This is a genomic window from Paraburkholderia sp. BR10923 (assembly GCF_040948765.1).
Lineage (GTDB): Bacteria > Pseudomonadota > Gammaproteobacteria > Burkholderiales > Burkholderiaceae > Paraburkholderia > Paraburkholderia youngii.
Genome location: NZ_JBFPKO010000019.1, coordinates 139591 through 155540, shown reverse-complemented (window position 1 = coordinate 155540; position 15950 = coordinate 139591). Strand labels below are relative to the sequence as shown.

The window sequence follows — 15950 nt, the reverse complement described above, 5'->3', positions numbered from 1 at the left end:
CTCACCCGCGATGACCGCGCTCGAGACAGCCGCCGACGGCGCTGGTGTCGTCGCCAGCTCGCCGTTTTCGTCGCTACCCCACTGCGCAGCGACGTTGCCGATGAGCACGTTTCCGTTTGTGTGACCTATTATCAGAAAGAGTTGTGACCAGTACGACCGCGGTTGCGAGGCAACTGATTGCAGATGTCGTGGGGAAACAAGCGATGGTTCGCACGGAAATACTCAACGCGCTGCGGGCATACACCGATCCGTTCCGCGTCACGAGCGGCAAAGATTTCTTCCTGAAGAATTTCGATCCCGGCGAGACGCTGGGACTCAAAATGCATAAGGGAGAGGCGCAGCAACTGCTCCAGCGCGGATCGAAATGGCTCGCGATGGAGCAGGAGGTCCTCTACGCGCAGGATTCCTGGGCCGTGCTGCTGGTATTCCAGGCCATGGACGCCGCGGGAAAGGATGGGACGATCAAGCACGTGATGTCGCGCGTCAATCCGCAAGGGTGCGATGTCATCTCGTTCAAGCAGCCGTCGGATGAGGAACTCTCGCACGACTTCCTTTGGCGTTATTCGAGGAAAGTGCCTGAGCGCGGGCACATCGGTATTTTCAACCGCTCGTACTATGAAGAGGCGCTGGTGGTGCGCGTGCATCAGCATCTGCTCCGTGCGCAGAAGATTCCGCCGGTACGGGTCGGCAACAACATATGGGACGAACGGCTCGCCGACATCGCGCGCTTCGAAGACTATCTGACGCGCCAGGGCGTGGTCATAGTCAAGTTCTATCTGAACCTGTCGTATGGGGAGCAGAAGAAGCGGTTCATGGAACGCCTCGACAATCCCGACAAGAACTGGAAGTTTTCCGCATCCGACGTTCGCGAGCGTCGCTACTGGAACGACTATATGCAGGCCTATGAAGAGGCGATCCGCGCGACGGCCTCCGAAGCGGCTCCGTGGTACGTCGTGCCCGCCGACAACAAGCCTTTCACGCGCCTCATCGTCGCGGCGGCGATCGTCGAGGCCGTCGAGAAGCTCGACCTCGCATATCCGAAAGCGACGCCAGAGCAGATGAAGGATCTCGCCGCCGCGAGGGAGGAGCTCGACGCTGAAGCGGTGGACGAGACGTGACCCGATCAACCCGGGGACGATCCGGATCATTGAGAGCGGCCCCCTGACCCGAAATCACTGGAACCGGGAGACACGAGGATGAGCTCAGTTGAGAGTGCGACGCCGTGGCATGCGATGCCGGCCGGTGACATCGAACGGCAGTTCAACGTCGATCCCGCGCAGGGCCTCGATGCCGCGGAAGCGGCCGGGCGGCTGGCCACCTATGGGCCGAACCGCCTGCCGCAGGGCAAGAAGAGAGGGCCGGTCGCACGCTTCCTGATGCAGTTCCACAACATTCTGATCTACGTGCTGCTCGTGGCCGGTTTCATCAAGTTCATGATGGGCCTGTGGCTCGATGGCACGGTCATTCTTGCCGTCGTGATTCTCAACTCGCTGCTCGGCTTCATTCAGGAAGGACGCGCCGAGAAGGCGCTCGATTCGATTCGCAACATGCTGTCCGCCGAGGCGCGCGTGATGCGTGGTGGAGCGGTTCGCTTGATCCCCGCCGATGAACTCGTTCCTGGCGACATCGTGCTACTGGAATCGGGCGACAAGATCCCGGCGGACATGCGTCTCGTCGACGCGAGGAATCTGCACACGGAAGAAGCGGCTCTCACGGGCGAATCCCTCCCGGCCGAAAAGAGCACCGCGCCGGTGCCCGCCAAAGCGACGGTCGGCGACCGCGAGAACATGGCTTTCTGCGGCACGATGGTCCTGTCGGGCCGGGCAACCGGCGTCGTGGTGACGACCGGCAGCCATACGGAGCTTGGCCGGATCAACCAGATGCTCGCCGAAGTCAGCGCGCTCGAGACGCCGCTGCTGCGCCAGATCAAGAAATTCGGCTACGTCATCACGGCGGTTATCGCCGTTGTCAGCGTGCTGCTGTTCTCCTATGGGCATTGGCTCGGACACATGACGTTCGTCGAGCTGTTCCAGGCCATCGTCGGGATTGCGGTGTCGGTGATCCCGGAAGGCCTGCCGGCGCTGATCACCATCACGCTCGCCATCGGCGTGCAGCGGATGGCGCAGCGCAACGCCATCATTCGCCGCCTGCCAGCGGTCGAAACGCTGGGCGCCGTCTCGCGCATCTGCTCGGACAAGACGGGCACGCTGACCCTGATGGAGATGATGGTGACCTCCGCCGTGACGGCGGAAGCGGGCTATTCCGTTACCGGCGACGGCTACGCCAGCGAAGGACAGGTCAGCGCCGATGGCAAGCCGCTCGGCGCCGCGCCGGACGTGCTGAAGCTGATGGGCCGTGTGTCGCTGTTGTGCAACGACGCCGAGCTCTTCGAGGAAGAAGGGAAATGGAAAGTGGAGGGTGACCCGACCGAGGGCGCGCTCTATCCGTTCGCTTCCAAGCTGGGCATGGACCGTCCCGCCGAGACCGCGGCCGCGCCGAGGATCAACGTGATTCCGTTCGAGTCCGAGCACAAGTTCATGGCGACGCTGAACCGCTCGGCCGACGGCGAGATGCTGCTGGTCAAGGGCGCGCCTGAGGTGATCATCGATCATTGCGACCGCCAGCAAACGGCGCAAGGCCCGGTGCCGCTCGATCGCGAGCATTTCGCAAGAGAGGGCGACCGGCTCGCCGCGCAAGGCGAGCGCGTGCTCGGGCTGGCGTGGCTGCCGGACCCGGGCCTGCGTACGGGGACTCTCGGGCCGCAGGACCTGCCGCGCACCCTCGTATTGCTCGGCCTCGTGGGTCTGATGGACCCGCCGCGCAAAGAGGCGATCGAGGCCGTGCGCGAATGCCACGGCGGGGGCATCCGCGTGACGATGATCACGGGCGACCACAAGATCACGGCGGCGGCAATCGCAAGAATGCTGGGCATCGGCGACGGCAAAACGGCCGTGTCCGGCGCCGAGATCGAAGCGATGAACGACGCGGCGCTGCAGGAATGCGTGCGCAGCGTCGACGTGTTCGCGCGCGCGAGTCCCGAGCACAAGCTGCGGCTCGTCAAGGCGATCCAGGCGAATCGGCAGATCGTCGCGATGACGGGCGACGGCGTCAACGATGCGCCCGCGCTGAAGAAGGCCGACATCGGCGTCGCGATGGGGATCAAGGGCACCGAGGTGACGAAAGAGGCGGCGGGGATGATCCTCGCCGACGACAATTTCGCGTCGATTTCCGCGGCTGTGAAGGAGGGGCGCACGGTCTACAACAACATCGAGAAGGCGATGCTGTTCATGCTGCCGACCAATATCGCGCAAGGCGCGGTGATCGCGGTGGCGATCCTGTTCGCCTTCACGCTGCCGATCACGGCGCCGCAGATCCTGTGGGTCAACATGGTGACTTCGGTCGCGCTCGGCCTGACCATTTCTTTCGAGCCGCACGAGGCCGACGTGATGCGCCGCTCGCCGCGCGCAATTGACCGGCCGATCGTCACGCGTTTCGGCATCTGGCGCATCCTGTTCGTCGGCGCGGCGCTCGTGCTCTATACGCTATCGACCTTCTTCTGGATGAAGTCGCACGGGGCGTCGGATGATTTGGCGCGCACGGCCGCGGTCAACGCGATTACGCTGGGCCAGGTGTTCTATCTGCTCAACATCCGGTATCTGCTCGATTCGTCACTGACCGTGCGCGCCCATATGGGCAATCGTCATCTGTGGTACGGGATAGCCGGGGTCGTGGTGTTGCAGCTTCTATTCACCTATACGTTCCCGTTCCAGGCCGTTTTCCACACCGAGGCTTTGCCGTTGTCGGCGTGGGGGTGGCTCTTTGCGGGTGGCGTCCTGTTCTTCCTCGTGGTGGAACTGGAGAAGCTCGTCTTCCGACTCACCCCCGCATTGAGAGGATTCGTGACTTCGCAACAGGAGGGCGGCGCGGCGTTGCGCAATGATCCGACGGGGTAGGCCGCCTCGGCGGCCTACCGCTACATCTCATGAACGCGGCGGAGGATGAAATACAGATTTGCCGAGACCGCATTGACGATCGGTATCCGTTCGAAAGGCCGGTTCAGCTTCATGCCGATATTGGCCAGTGCATTGAGCGCTCCGCCGCCCTTGATGCCTTTTGCGAACGTCGGAAAGACCTGATGATAGCCGCATTCTTCTAGCACGAATCCCGAACTGAGAAACAGGCGCTTCGCGTCGCTGAGGCTGTACAGTCGATTATGGCCCGTGTACTTCTTCATCACTCTGCAGGCGTTTTCTGTTGCCGATAAGCGGTTGGGTAAAAATGTGATTATCAGCAAACCGTTGTCTTTCAGCACGCGCCATAGCTCATCGATGCTCTTTTGTTCGCGAGCCACGTGCTCGAGTACACCGCTTCCAATCACCACATCGAATTGATTGTCTTCGTACGGCAGCAGAAATTCATGATCGAGCGCTGCGAAAGATAATCCGGCGTACTGATGGAATTCCGCGAATTGCCCATCGTTGCATAGGTCGCACCCATATATCTCGATGTCCCGGTAGAGCGTACGAAGCATGCACGAATCTGGGGCGTGACGGCATCCCCAGTCGAGCACTTTCATTCCACGCTTGATATACGGTGCATAAATTTCGAACGCGCGCACATGGCGATCGAGACTGGCGTCGTTGGCAATGACCGATTGCACATAGTCCCGGTATTCACCATCGGCGCGATGTGCAAGGTAGTCCTTGCAAAGCTTGGCATAAGTCGTCCTGACCTGCTGCAATTCATTGCTCGGAATCGTTTCAGTGTCGATGGGTCTATGCATATCTCCCTCATATCGGTGCGAAGGCGGAGTTCTGCGCAACTCGTTTCCAGAATGCCGGCTGTTGCTACACGTGTGACATCAGATCGATAAATTCGCGGGAAGTTGATCAGTCTGAATTTGAACCTGCTGCTTCAACTGCGTTGCGGTTCAGGTTTTGTGTAAGGCTCGGTGCAGCCAGACTATCGCTCGAGGGCGGTGCACGCGACATGTGTCGCAGGCAACCCGGCAATGGAACGACGGGGAAAAAAATGTCGCGATAGTGCGGGACAACTCATGGATCCCTCTTTCCGAGTGCGCGCGCATGGGAGTGCGCTCGAGAACGGGTCGACTTCTTTCAAGGATAGCAGTTGGTCCCTGCGCATTTGGCCAGGAATCTCCACGTTTCGCGCCTTATTGTGATGGTTTTGCGCCCTCGGCTCCCGGTGATGCGGTCGAGACCGGTCCGCCGGGTCGAAGTGGGCTCTGCAAGGTATGCAAATGAAATATCCGGGCGGAGAAATTGATTCGGGCGTGGCAGCGTTGCGTTAGGGCAGACACCTGGGCGAATCTCGCGTTGTTCAGCGGCCGACACATTCAGGGTCAACCGGAAGATTTATATGAAACGCTTATGCTCCGCGCTCGAGGCGCCTGCGCACCGTCCCGACCAGTCTGTCGAACGGCCATGCACTGGCAGCCAGCGCGCTAGTCTCCGAAAAATACTCCCTCACGATATCCGTCAACACCTGCCCCGGCGGCGCCTCGACCAGCACATGCGCGCCCATTTCCTGCATCACGGTGAGCGCATCGAACCAGCGCACGGTGTAGCGCATGTTCGTCGCAAGATCTTCGCGGATCGCGTCGGCCGTATACAACGGCCGTCCACCGCGATTGCCGATATAGATGCCGCGCGGCGTTTCGAAACGCAACTCGCGCGAGTACGCCAGCAGTTCGTCGCTCGCGTGCGCGAGCAACTCGCAATGTGAGGGCACGCTGACCGCGAGCCGGGTGGCCTTGCGCGCGCCGGCCGCCAGTGCGCGTTCGATGAACAGGTCGAGCGCATCGTTCGCGCCGGCCATCACGATCTGGCGCGGCGCATTGACGTTGCCGATATATACGGGTTGCCGCTGCTCTTGCGCCTGCTGCGCGACGAGCGTTTCCACCTGCAGCTCGTTCAAGCCGGATACGGCCGCCAGACCGTAGCCCGACGGGTAAGCGGTTTCCATCAATTCGGCGCGCCGCTGCACCATCAGCAAGGCATCGCGAAACGGCACCGCGCCGCTACTGACCGCTGCTGGATATGCGCCGACCGACAGCCCCGCGCTGATTTCCGCCACCAAACCTTCATCGGCGAGCGCGCGCGTGATCGCGACGCCCGCGATCGTCAGGCCCAGTTGCACGGCGACGGTCGAGTCCAGAGCGTCGGGCGAGTCGAGCGTCAGCACGTCGACGCCGAGCGTGTCCGATGCTTCGGCGAACGTGTCCTGTACCGCGCGATGCGGCGGCAGTCGATTCAGAAAGCCTTCGCTTTGCGCACCCTGACCGGGGAAGATAAGCGCCAACATCAGGTAGCGCCATCCTGAGCGACCTCGGCCCACGGATTGGCGATCAAGCGGGGACCGCTCGCGTGGCGGGCCAACACGCGCGCCTTTCCCGCAGCCCACTCCGCGAGCGTGACGCCGCCCGCGGGCGTTTCGAGTTGTGCATCGATGCGCACACCGATACGAGCCGAGAGCGTTTGAAGTTGCTCCAGCAAGGCACTCGCGACCTTCAACGCCAGCGGTTCGGGCACGCGGATCAACAGATCGAGATCGCTGGCTTCGTTCACGGTGGGAGCATGCGTCGCCAGTTCGAATCCCGTGCTACCAGAAGGACCCCATGCGAATCCAGAAAGCGGACCGCTCCGGTCACGTTGCAACGAATTCAGCGCAACGAAGGAAGGCAATGCATCACGTTCGGGACCGGGTCGCGCCTGCGCCAGGGACTCCGGCGCTACGACGCCGACGATATCGTCCGCATGCGCCCACGTGCCGTAACGCTGCGCTCGCTCTGCGCCGCGCACGCCGATCGCGACGAAACCTTCAACGGCGAGCGCGCGTCGCACGACCGCATACGGTGCACGTTCGAACGCAGCGCGGACCCACGCGGGTTCGTCATCGAGCGCATCGAGTCGTCGCAAGCGCAGCAGATCATGCGGCCGCCAGCGCGCGTCGCACGACGTGGCGCCAGCGGTCGGAAAGGGCGCAGCCGCACACACGCGCATCACACGGCGTCCCACTGTTCGGCAAGACGCCGCCGCACCTCGATCGACGCGGCGCGAGTCTGCCGCGCCGCAACCGATTCCAGCCGACGCGCGAGCGTCCGATCCCCGTCGCGCGCGCTGCGAATCTGTTCGACCAGCACGGTGCGCACGCGCTCGATCTGCGCCGCGTCGGGCGCATCCGCATCGACGCCGTCGATCAGCCGATCGAGCAGCCCCAGCTTCGCGAACGAGGCCATCGAATACGACATCGGCACGATCGTCTCGCCGAGTTCGTCAAGTTCTTCGACCGTGCGGCGCGTGACGCGCGCGGCTGCTTCCTTGCCCATCGCGTGGACCATCGTGCCGGGCACGTCGAGCGCGACGATGCGGTTCGCCTGATAGCCATGCGCGAGGAACGCGCCGGACATCGCCGGACCGACGATCAGCGCGATCACCGGATGGCCGGCGTCGCGTGCACTCGCGTAGGCGTCGACCGCGGCCGCGCAGGCGAGGTGGATGCCGAGCATTTCCTCGCGATAGCCATACGCCTGGCTCTTCACATCGACGATCGCGACGATCGGGCGGCGTGTGCCGGCGCCTCGATCCGCCTCCATGACTTCGCGCACCGCGCGCGCGAGTTGCCAGCCCTGTTCGAGTCCGACCACGTTGCTGGTCGCGCGTGGAAAGCGGTTCGCGGCATCGGGCACGACCGCGATAAAGCGCGCGGTGTCGCCGCCGAGCGGCGCATCGCTGCTCCAGACGGGCGCGGCGCTCGAAGATTCGCCGGCCAGTGCGTTGAACCAGCGCGCGCCGCGCGTGAGTGTCGTGTCGCTCATACCTGCTCCTTGTTCGATGCATCGCCCGCTTGCGGGTTGTACACATCACGCATTGTCTCGGGCGTGACGCTCGCCGGATCGATCCGCGCGAGCCGCCGCAGGAACGTGTCGACCTGCTCGCTGCGATGCGCGGCCGGCACGCCCTGCGCGAACGCGGCGAGCACGGCGGCGCGCACCGCGTCGGCATCGTCATCAACCAGGGTATCGGCGAGCGCGCTCGCGACGCGCTGCTCGCCGCCGATCAGTTGCCACACGCGGCGGCGATCGCTCGCATCGAGTTCTTCGATCCCGGCTTCCTGCTCGATCACTTCGGGTCCGTTCATGCCGAGCCGTCCCTGCCTGGTCACGATCAGATACGAGCACAGCGCGGCCGCGAGCGACATGCCACCAAAACAGCCGACCATCCCCGCGATCACGCCCACCACCGGCACGTGCCGGCGCAGCGCGACGATCGCCGCCTGAATCTCGGCGATCACCGCGAGCCCGAGGTTCGCTTCCTGCAACCGCACGCCGCCGGTCTCGAACAGCACGACCGGGCGCACGAGCTTGCCGCGCTCGCAGTCGCGCCGCGCCATCTCGAGCGCCGCGGCGATCTTGCTGCCCGACACTTCGCCGATGCTGCCGCCCTGGAACGCCGCTTCGATCGCCGCGACCACGGCCGGTTCGCCGTCGATCGTGCCGCGCGCGATCACGCAGCCGTCGTCGGCCTGGCAGACGATGCCCTGCATGGGCAGCCACGGCGACGCGATGCGGTCGAACGGTCCAAGCAGTTCGCGGAAGCTGCCCGCGTCGAGCAGCGAACGGGCGCGCTCGCGCGCGGGCAGTTCGATGAAGCTCTCGTGCAGCAGCGGTGCGCGGTGAATGCTGACGCTCGTGCTCATATGCTGTCTCCTTCCTCGGCCGCTTCGACCGCCTCCGCGAGCCGCAGCGCGACTACGCCCGGCGTCGCGCCGAAGTCGTTGATCTCGATGTTCGCGGCGCCGTCGTAGCGCGTGAAGAAGCGGTCGAGCACGCTCTTCCAGATGTGGCTGTAGCCGTCGACGCTGGTGCGCACGACCACGTGCGCAGCAAGCGCCGAGCCGCCTGCATCGGCGGCGGGCGACAGCAGCACTTCCAGATCGCCCGAGCCGACTACGCCGACGTGCGCGCGGGTCGTGACGGCGCGTTGCGCCGGATAGTCGAAGGTCAGATGTTCCATGAGGCTCAGCTCCGGCTGGCGTCGCGATGCGCCAGCATGTCGAGAAAGAGGGTGGCGGCGAGCAGATCGGCCGCGCCGCCAGGCGATGCGTTCAGCGCCAGCAGTTCGCGTTCGAGCGCGTCGAGCGCGACGCGGCCCGCGGCTGTCGAACTGCCGCCCGCGTCGAGCACGCGTCGTGCGCCGCGCTGCCCCGCATGCAAGCCGGCGAGGCCCGCGCGATGCAGCAGGCAGGTGTCGTCGAGCGTGCTCATGATCGCGAGCAAGGCGTCGATGCGCGCGGTGTTCTCGTCGATGCCGCGCGCGCGCGCCGCGCGTAATGCGGGCAGGCCGACGTCGAGCGCGTGCGGGAAGCCGTCCTGCGCTTCGCGCCGCGCGCCGCCGACCTGATAGCGCCGACGCGCGCGTTCGCCGTGGCTATCGGACGAACCGGCGAAGCGGTCCGGGAAGCAGGCGATCTGCGCGGCCAAAGTGCAGACGCGCGAGGTATCCAGAGGGTTCGGCGCGCCAGGTCCGTGCGTACGCATCGAGGCACTCGAAGACGTTTCGAGCGCGACGCCCGCAACGAGCAAGCCGATGATCCAGATCGCGCCGCGATGCGCGTTGCAACCCCCGGTCGCCTGCATCATATCCAGTTCGCCCGCGCGGCCGATCTGCGCGAGTTCGGCGCGCAGCAGCGCCGACGGTTCGCCGCGACGGCGCGCGGTGCGCGCGAGCGCCGCGAACGTCGGTTGGAGCGCGTGCGCGGAGCGCCGCATGATCGCGAGATCGAGGTCGCGATGCGCGCCGCTGCCACGCCGGTCGACGAGCGCGGGCTTCGGCGTGAGCTCGGCCTCGTCGATCAGCGCGGTGATCGCGTCGCGCGCGAGTTGCGCGTCGGAAAACGGCGCCCCCTTGGGCGATGTGCCGCACGCATCGCGCAGGACAGAAGCAGCCGGCGCGTCCAACCGTTCGACAACAGCAGCAGCGGACGCCATCGTCACCAACTCCGGAAGCGCGCGGGCGGCGCGTACAGTCCGCCCGACCACGTGACCAGATCGTCGATGCTGCGCGCCGCGAGCAGCGAACGCTTCGCTTCGCCGCGCCGGATGCCGAGATCTTCCGGATACGCGACGATGCCGCGCCGGCGCAACTCGGCGGTTTTCTCGGGTTTTGCGCGCAGGCCGATCGGCGTGACACCGGCCACCGCCGCGATCGCCGCGCGTCGCTCGTCGATGCCTTCGGCCTTGTGCAGATGCGCGATGCCTTCCTCGGTGACCACATGGCTCACGTCGTCGCCGTAGATCATCACCGGCGCGATCGGCATGCCGTTTTTCGCGCCGACGGCGATCGCGTCGAGTTCATCGACGAAGGTCGGCTCGCCGCCTTTCTTGTACGTTTCCGCGAGCTGCACGACGAGCTTCTGGCCGCGCGACACCGCGCCGTCGCCCTTCAACAGCTTCAGCCACGCCTCGCTCGCATGACGCCGGCCGCGCGGATCGTGGCCCATGTTCGGCGCTCCGCCGAAACCGGCGAGCCGTCCGCGCGTGACCGTCGACGAATTCGCGTCCGCGTCGATCTGCAGCGTCGAGCCGATGAACAGATCGACGCCGTATTGGCCGGCCAACTGACACAGCACGCGGTTCGAGCGCAGGCTGCCGTCGTTGCCCGTGAAGAACACATCGGGGCGCACCTCGATATACGCCTCCATACCGACCTCGCTGCCGAAGCAATGGATGCTGTCGACCCAGCCCGATTCGATCGCGGGGATCATCGTAGGGTGCGGGTTGAGTGTCCAGTTGCGGCAGATCTTGCCTTTGAGGCCGAGCGCTTCGCCGTAGGTGGGCAGCAACAGTTCGATCGCCGCGGTATCGAAGCCGATGCCGTGATTGAGCGACGTGACGCCATACGGCTCGTAGATGCCGCGTATCACCATCATCGCGGTCAGCACCTGCAAGTCGCCGATATGACGGGGATCGCGCGTGAACAGCGGCTCGACCGCGAACGGCCGGTCCGCCTGCACGACCACGTCGACCCACGAACCCGGAATGTCGACGCGCGGCAACTCATCGACGATCTCGTTGACCTGCACGATCACGATGCCGTGACGGAACGCGGCGGCTTCGGCGATGGTCGGCGTGTCCTCGGTGTTCGGGCCGGTGTACAGATTGCCGTGACGGTCGGCCTTGTCCGCGCACAGCAGCGCGACGTGCGGCGTCAGGTCGACGAACATGCGCGCGTACAGCTCGACATAGGTATAAATCGCGCCGATTTCCAGCTGGCCGTCTTCGAGCAGTTGCGCGACGCGCAGACTCTGCGGCCCCGCGAACGAGAAATCGACCTTGTGCGCGATGCCGCGCTCGAACAGCGTCAAGTGTTCAGGACGACTGATGCTCGAAATCAGCAGATGCACGTCGTGCAGCTTTTGCGGATCGACCTTCGCGAGCGAGCGCGACAGGAAATCGGCCTGTTTCTGGTTGTCGCCTTCGAGCGCGACGCGCTCGCCGGGCTGGATCAGCGTTTCGAGCGCATCGATTATGCGGTGCGTGGGCAGCACGCCGTCTTCGAGCCACGGCGCGATGGCCGCGAGGCGGCGGTTCTTCTCGTCGCGCCGGATCGTCCATGAGCGGGCAGTGGACCGCGATGCGGCGGCTTCGGCGGGGTGGTTCATCGGCTCGGTCATCGGCTCATTCATCGGCTCATTCATCGGTTCAGTCAGCTCCCGGTGTGGACGCGCGGGCGTCGGCCGCGCGGCTTCGGTTGATGCGCCAGCGCTTCTTCGCGCGCGCGCTCGGTCAGGAAACGATGCAGAAGCTCGCCGGTGCCGAGCAGATGCGCGACCACCAGCGACTGCGCGGTCGCGATATCGCGGCGCTCGACGGCTTCGAGCAACGCGGCGTGCTCACTGTCGGACTCGCCCTTGTACGACGGCAAGCCGAACTTCAACCGCAGATAGCGTTCGCCGCGCCGGTGCAGCAAGCCGATCATGTCCTCCAACTGCGGCCGGCCGGCGGGCGCGTACAGACACATATGGAACGCGGCATTGCGCGTCACGTATAGCGACGGGTCCTCTTCGCGCTCGGCGGCGCTGCACAACTGCGCGGCTTCGCGCAGCGTCGCCGCGGTGTGATTCGGAATCGCGAGGCCGAGCGCGAGACTTTCGAGCGCCGAGCGGATCTCGTAGATCTCGCGCGCCTCGCTGGCGGACAAAGGCGCGACGGTCGCGCCTTTGTGGACGGCTGCGCGCGCCCAGCCCTCGCTTTCCAGCTGGCGCAGCGCCTCGCGCACGGGAATCGCGCTGACGGAGAAATGCCGGGCGATCGCGTCCTGGCGCAATGGTGCGCCGGGCGCGAGCGTGCCGTCGACGATCGCCGCGCGCAGCGCCTCCGCAATCATGTGCGAGGTGCTTTCGCGGGGTGCCGCGGCCGGAAGAAACGAGCCGGGCACGGGCGCGTCCAGGGGAAAACCTTCAGTTGCGTCGGTCATAGTATCAAATATTATATATAAAAAGACGCGTATTTCAGCGCGGGCAAACCCGGACGGGTCTTCACCCACAATCCCGGCAATTTCCCCGCGCCGTCCTCTGAATCAGTTGTACGAGGACATCGCCGATCAATCAACGTCGTCGATCCAACCCCAAGCGCGCCCGTCGTTTTTCGTTACGTTCAACCATCGTAGGCTGGAGGAGCAAGATGAATACAGTGACCGACCGACGAGCGCTCGCGCGTCAGCGCACACCGCTCAATCGTTCGCAGATCGCAGGGTTTTGGGGCGCGTGGGCCGGCTGGACGCTCGACGGCATGGACTCGTTCATTTACGCGCTGGTGCTCACGCCAGCGCTGACGGAGTTGCTGCCGCGTTCGGGCTTCGCGGCCACGCCGTCGAATGTCGGCCTTGCGGGATCGATCCTGTTTGCGCTGTTCCTGGTCGGTTGGGGGCTGTCGTTCATCTGGGGACCGCTCGCCGATCGCTTCGGCCGCACCAAGGTGCTCGCCGCGACGATCTTCACGTTCGCGATTTTCACCGGGCTTGCCGCGACCTCGACCAATGTGTGGCAGCTCGGTATTTATCGCTTCATCGCGGGCGTCGGCATCGGTGGAGAATGGGCGCTTGCGGGCACCTACGTGGCCGAGGCGTGGCCCGAGGATCGCCGCAAGATGGGCGCCGGTTATCTGCAGACCGGCTACTACGCGGGCTTCTTTCTCGCGGCCGCGCTCAATTACACGATCGGCGTGCATTTCGGCTGGCGCGCGATGTTCCTGACCGGCGCGGTGCCGGTCGTCGTCGCGATTCTGATCCTGCTGCGCGTGAAGGAGCCGGAGAAGTGGCAGAAGGCCGAGGCAAAGACGGTGCGCGTGAAGCCGCTGCGCGAGATCATGGGGCCGGCTTACCGGCGTCGCACATGGGTCGCGTGCATTCTGCTGACGATCGCCATCATTGGATTGTGGGCAGGCGCCGTGTACGAGCCGTCCGCGGTGATCCAGCTCGCGACGCGCGCCGGCATGTCGAAGGGCGATTCGATGCGCACGGCGTCGCTGGCTACCGGCCTGCTGTCGATCGGCACGATCCTCGGCTGTCTCGCGCTGCCGCCGATGGCCGAGCGCATCGGCCGCAAGATGACGTTGGCGGTGTACTTCGCGGGGATGGCGGTGTCGATCGCGGCGAGCTTCGGCTGGGCGTTCTATCTGCCGAACGGGCTCGCGCCGTTCATCGCGTGGCTGTTCGTGCTGGGCTTTTTCGGCGGCAACTTCGCGTTGTTCAGCCTGTGGCTGCCCGAGCAGTTCGAAACCCGCGTACGCGCGACCGCGTTTGCGTTCTGCACGTCGTTTGGACGCTTCGTCGGCGCGGGCGTCAACTTTCTGCTCGGCGCGGCGGTGCTGCATATGCAGACGCTCGGTGTGCCGGTCGCGTTGACCGCGCTGGCCTTCGTGCTCGGCCTGTTCGTGATTCCGTTCGCGCCGGAGACGAAGGGCGAGACGCTGCCGCAGTGAGCACCAGGCGGGCGGCGCGCCTTACTTCGCGTTACTTCGCGTGACTGCGCGCCCGCCCGGCCGGATGCAGCAGCGTCAGCAACGGCCAGCCGAGATTGACGCCGAGACTCGCGGCGACGATCAGCGCCATGCCGGCCAGTTGCGCCAGCGACAGCGCCCGGCCATACACGAGCGCATCCACGACGATCGCGGTCAGCGGATAAACGAACAGCAGCACCGCGATCACCGGCGTGCTGAGCTTCGGCAGCGCGCCGTAAATCAGCACGTACGACAATCCCGTGTGCAGCACGCCCATGCCGATCAGCCAGAACCACTGCATCGGCCCGATATGCGTGAGCGTCAAAGGCGCGATGAACGGCGCGATCAGCGGCAGGCAGATCACGCCGACCGCGCATTGCATGAGCGTCAGCAGATGCGGGCGCATGTCGCCGAGGCTTTTCGCGATCAGCGTGACGCTCGCGTACAGCAGCGAGCCGAGCAGCGCTTCGCTCAAGCCGATCAGGTAGCTGGTGTGGCCCTGCAGATTGCCGGCCGCGATGACGCCCGACGCGAGCACGAGCCCGACGAACGCCGTCGCGATCCAGCCGAGCCGGTCCGCGCCGAGCCGTTCGTTAAAGAGCGCCGCGCCGATCAGCACGACCCAGAACGGCTGCACATGAAACACGACGGTCGCGACCGCGATGCTGGTGCGATGAATCGCGTCGAAAAAGCCGACCCATTGCGTAACCATCAGCACGCCGGAAATCAGCGCGAGCGCGACCGTGCGGCGCGTGAACTGCGCGCGCGTGAAGAAGCCCTTCCACGCGCAATAGGCGGCGAGCGACAGAAAGCCGAACAGGCAGCGGAAGAACACGAGCGTCAGCGCATCGAGCCGCGCCTCCTCGACGAAAACGCCGATCGTGCCCATCAGCAGCCCGCCGCCCGCCAGCGTGATCGCGCCTTGTTGACGTGAGGTGAGGGACATGCGCAACGACTCCTTGAGATGATGCCTGCGAGTATTGCGCCGCTTGCGGGCTTATCACAAACGAATTAAATTGAGCAATTCCATAAGTCCGGTTGATAAATCGTGAACCCTGAATTCGACGTCGATCTGCTGCGCAGCTTCGTCGCGGTCGTGGAGGCGGGCAGCTTCACGAAGGCGGCGGCGAGCGTGCATCGCTCGCAGGCGGCGGTCAGCATGCAGATCAAGCGGCTCGAAACGATGCTCGGCACGACGCTGTTCGCCCGCAACACGCGCAACCTGTCGCTGACACGGCCCGGCAACACGCTGCTCGAATACGCGCGGCGCGCGCTCGCGTTGCAGGAGGAGGCGTGGTCGGCGATCGTGCGGCCCGAGGTGACCGGGCGCGTGGTGCTCGGCGCGCCGGACGACTATGTGTCGTCGCTGCTGTCGCCGGTGTTGCGGCGTTTCGCGACGCTGTACCCGCGCGTCGAGATCGAGATCGTCTGCGCGCAGAGCACGGCGCTTGCGCCGATGCTCGCCGACAACAAGATCGACCTCGCATTCGTCACGCGCGACCGCAAGCTGCGCGGCGAATTCGTGCGCAGCGAGCCGATGGTGTGGGTTGGGGCGTCGGTCGATACGCCGGTGTTGAAGGCGTCGCCGTTGCCGGTGGGGTTGTACGAGCCCGGCTGCGTCGCGCGCCAGCATACGCTCGCCGCGCTGGATGGCGCGCGCATCCGCTATCGCGCGGCGTTCAGCAGCGCGAGCCTGATGGGACTCGTCGCGACCGTGGATGCCGGTTTGTCGGTGATCGCGCTGACGCGTTGCAGCGTGCCGCCGCGGCTCGCGATTCTCGGCGACGCGCAAGGCCTGCCGAAAATCGCACCGCTCGAAATTGTCGTCGCGCGCAGCGCGAAATCGGATCGGCCGACCTGCGATTATCTGGCGCAGCAGATGGTGCAGGATCTGTCGTTGCGGTAGCCGAGCGTGCCAGCCCTGGTCGCC

General features: G+C 65.2%; 14 protein-coding genes. 4 read left to right on the top strand and 10 right to left on the bottom strand.

All coding sequences use genetic code 11. From position 1 onward, the window contains the following. Nucleotides 1-203 precede the first annotated feature (203 nt). Nucleotides 204-1118, top strand: a complete 915-nt coding sequence (locus AB3X94_RS29175; RefSeq protein WP_368613401.1) for a polyphosphate kinase 2 family protein — start codon at nucleotides 204-206, stop codon at nucleotides 1116-1118. A gap of 78 nt (nucleotides 1119-1196) precedes the next feature. Continuing rightward, a complete protein-coding gene (locus tag AB3X94_RS29170) occupies nucleotides 1197-3953 on the top strand; it encodes an HAD-IC family P-type ATPase (RefSeq protein WP_368613400.1) in 2757 nt (918 codons plus the stop codon). 20 nt (nucleotides 3954-3973) lie between these two features. Here the strand turns inward: AB3X94_RS29170 and AB3X94_RS29165 are convergent, their stop codons facing one another. From AB3X94_RS29165 to AB3X94_RS29125, 9 genes are all read right to left on the bottom strand, one after another. Next, a complete protein-coding gene (locus AB3X94_RS29165) occupies nucleotides 3974-4783 on the bottom strand; it encodes a class I SAM-dependent methyltransferase (RefSeq protein WP_368613399.1) in 810 nt (269 codons plus the stop codon). A 605-nt stretch (nucleotides 4784-5388) separates the two neighbouring features. Continuing rightward, nucleotides 5389-6324, bottom strand: a complete 936-nt coding sequence (gene mdcH / locus AB3X94_RS29160; RefSeq protein WP_368613398.1) for a malonate decarboxylase subunit epsilon — start codon at nucleotides 6322-6324, stop codon at nucleotides 5389-5391. Further along, nucleotides 6324-7022, bottom strand: a complete 699-nt coding sequence (locus AB3X94_RS29155; RefSeq protein WP_368613410.1) for a malonate decarboxylase holo-ACP synthase — start codon at nucleotides 7020-7022, stop codon at nucleotides 6324-6326. The genes mdcH and AB3X94_RS29155 overlap by 1 nt, the downstream gene beginning before the upstream one ends. Beyond that, nucleotides 7022-7837: a biotin-independent malonate decarboxylase subunit gamma gene (mdcE, locus tag AB3X94_RS29150; RefSeq protein ID WP_368613397.1), complete on the bottom strand. Its 816-nt coding sequence runs from the start codon at nucleotides 7835-7837 to the stop codon at nucleotides 7022-7024. The genes AB3X94_RS29155 and mdcE overlap by 1 nt, the downstream gene beginning before the upstream one ends. Then, complete coding sequence (locus AB3X94_RS29145; RefSeq protein WP_368613396.1) at nucleotides 7834-8718, bottom strand: biotin-independent malonate decarboxylase subunit beta; 885 nt, start codon at nucleotides 8716-8718, stop codon at nucleotides 7834-7836. Before AB3X94_RS29145 ends, mdcE begins: the two co-directional genes overlap by 4 nt. Next, the gene (locus tag AB3X94_RS29140; RefSeq protein WP_176105670.1) at nucleotides 8715-9035 is read right to left on the bottom strand and encodes a malonate decarboxylase subunit delta; all 321 of its coding nucleotides are present in this window, start codon (nucleotides 9033-9035) and stop codon (nucleotides 8715-8717) included. Before AB3X94_RS29140 ends, AB3X94_RS29145 begins: the two co-directional genes overlap by 4 nt. Before the next feature lie 5 nt (nucleotides 9036-9040). After that, nucleotides 9041-10009: a triphosphoribosyl-dephospho-CoA synthase gene (locus AB3X94_RS29135; protein ID WP_368613395.1), complete on the bottom strand. Its 969-nt coding sequence runs from the start codon at nucleotides 10007-10009 to the stop codon at nucleotides 9041-9043. 2 nt (nucleotides 10010-10011) lie between these two features. Then, a complete protein-coding gene (gene mdcA / locus AB3X94_RS29130; protein ID WP_368613409.1) occupies nucleotides 10012-11682 on the bottom strand; it encodes a malonate decarboxylase subunit alpha in 1671 nt (556 codons plus the stop codon). A 44-nt stretch (nucleotides 11683-11726) separates the two neighbouring features. Next, nucleotides 11727-12497 (bottom strand): GntR family transcriptional regulator, encoded by a 771-nt coding sequence (locus AB3X94_RS29125; RefSeq protein WP_176105672.1) that lies wholly within the window; start codon nucleotides 12495-12497, stop codon nucleotides 11727-11729. A 206-nt stretch (nucleotides 12498-12703) separates the two neighbouring features. Here AB3X94_RS29125 and AB3X94_RS29120 point away from each other — a divergent pair, with 206 nt between their 5' ends. Continuing rightward, nucleotides 12704-14002, top strand: coding sequence for an MFS transporter (locus tag AB3X94_RS29120; RefSeq protein ID WP_176105673.1), 1299 nt, complete (start codon nucleotides 12704-12706; stop codon nucleotides 14000-14002). Between the two features lie 31 nt (nucleotides 14003-14033). Here the strand turns inward: AB3X94_RS29120 and AB3X94_RS29115 are convergent, their stop codons facing one another. Further along, nucleotides 14034-14966, bottom strand: a complete 933-nt coding sequence (locus AB3X94_RS29115; protein ID WP_368613394.1) for a DMT family transporter — start codon at nucleotides 14964-14966, stop codon at nucleotides 14034-14036. A 102-nt stretch (nucleotides 14967-15068) separates the two neighbouring features. On the opposite strand from AB3X94_RS29115, the gene AB3X94_RS29110 reads away from it, so the two are divergent. After that, nucleotides 15069-15926, top strand: a complete 858-nt coding sequence (locus AB3X94_RS29110; protein ID WP_176368242.1) for a LysR family transcriptional regulator — start codon at nucleotides 15069-15071, stop codon at nucleotides 15924-15926. The last annotated feature ends 24 nt before the right edge of the window (nucleotides 15927-15950 follow it).

What these genes read in the sequence shown, in the direction of transcription:
- AB3X94_RS29125 (WP_176105672.1), bottom strand. Translation starts at nt 12,497, where the DNA reads ATGACCGACGCAACTGAAGGTTTTCCCCTGGACGCGCCCGTGCCCGGC.
- AB3X94_RS29115 (WP_368613394.1), bottom strand. Translation starts at nt 14,966, where the DNA reads ATGTCCCTCACCTCACGTCAACAAGGCGCGATCACGCTGGCGGGCGGC.
- AB3X94_RS29170 (WP_368613400.1), top strand. Translation starts at nt 1,197, where the DNA reads ATGAGCTCAGTTGAGAGTGCGACGCCGTGGCATGCGATGCCGGCCGGT.
- mdcA (WP_368613409.1), bottom strand. Translation starts at nt 11,682, where the DNA reads ATGAACCACCCCGCCGAAGCCGCCGCATCGCGGTCCACTGCCCGCTCA.
- AB3X94_RS29135 (WP_368613395.1), bottom strand. Translation starts at nt 10,009, where the DNA reads ATGGCGTCCGCTGCTGCTGTTGTCGAACGGTTGGACGCGCCGGCTGCT.
- AB3X94_RS29155 (WP_368613410.1), bottom strand. Translation starts at nt 7,022, where the DNA reads ATGCGCGTGTGTGCGGCTGCGCCCTTTCCGACCGCTGGCGCCACGTCG.
- AB3X94_RS29140 (WP_176105670.1), bottom strand. Translation starts at nt 9,035, where the DNA reads ATGGAACATCTGACCTTCGACTATCCGGCGCAACGCGCCGTCACGACC.
- AB3X94_RS29120 (WP_176105673.1), top strand. Translation starts at nt 12,704, where the DNA reads ATGAATACAGTGACCGACCGACGAGCGCTCGCGCGTCAGCGCACACCG.
- mdcE (WP_368613397.1), bottom strand. Translation starts at nt 7,837, where the DNA reads ATGAGCGACACGACACTCACGCGCGGCGCGCGCTGGTTCAACGCACTG.
- mdcH (WP_368613398.1), bottom strand. Translation starts at nt 6,324, where the DNA reads ATGTTGGCGCTTATCTTCCCCGGTCAGGGTGCGCAAAGCGAAGGCTTT.
- AB3X94_RS29145 (WP_368613396.1), bottom strand. Translation starts at nt 8,718, where the DNA reads ATGAGCACGAGCGTCAGCATTCACCGCGCACCGCTGCTGCACGAGAGC.
- AB3X94_RS29175 (WP_368613401.1), top strand. Translation starts at nt 204, where the DNA reads ATGGTTCGCACGGAAATACTCAACGCGCTGCGGGCATACACCGATCCG.
- AB3X94_RS29165 (WP_368613399.1), bottom strand. Translation starts at nt 4,783, where the DNA reads ATGCATAGACCCATCGACACTGAAACGATTCCGAGCAATGAATTGCAG.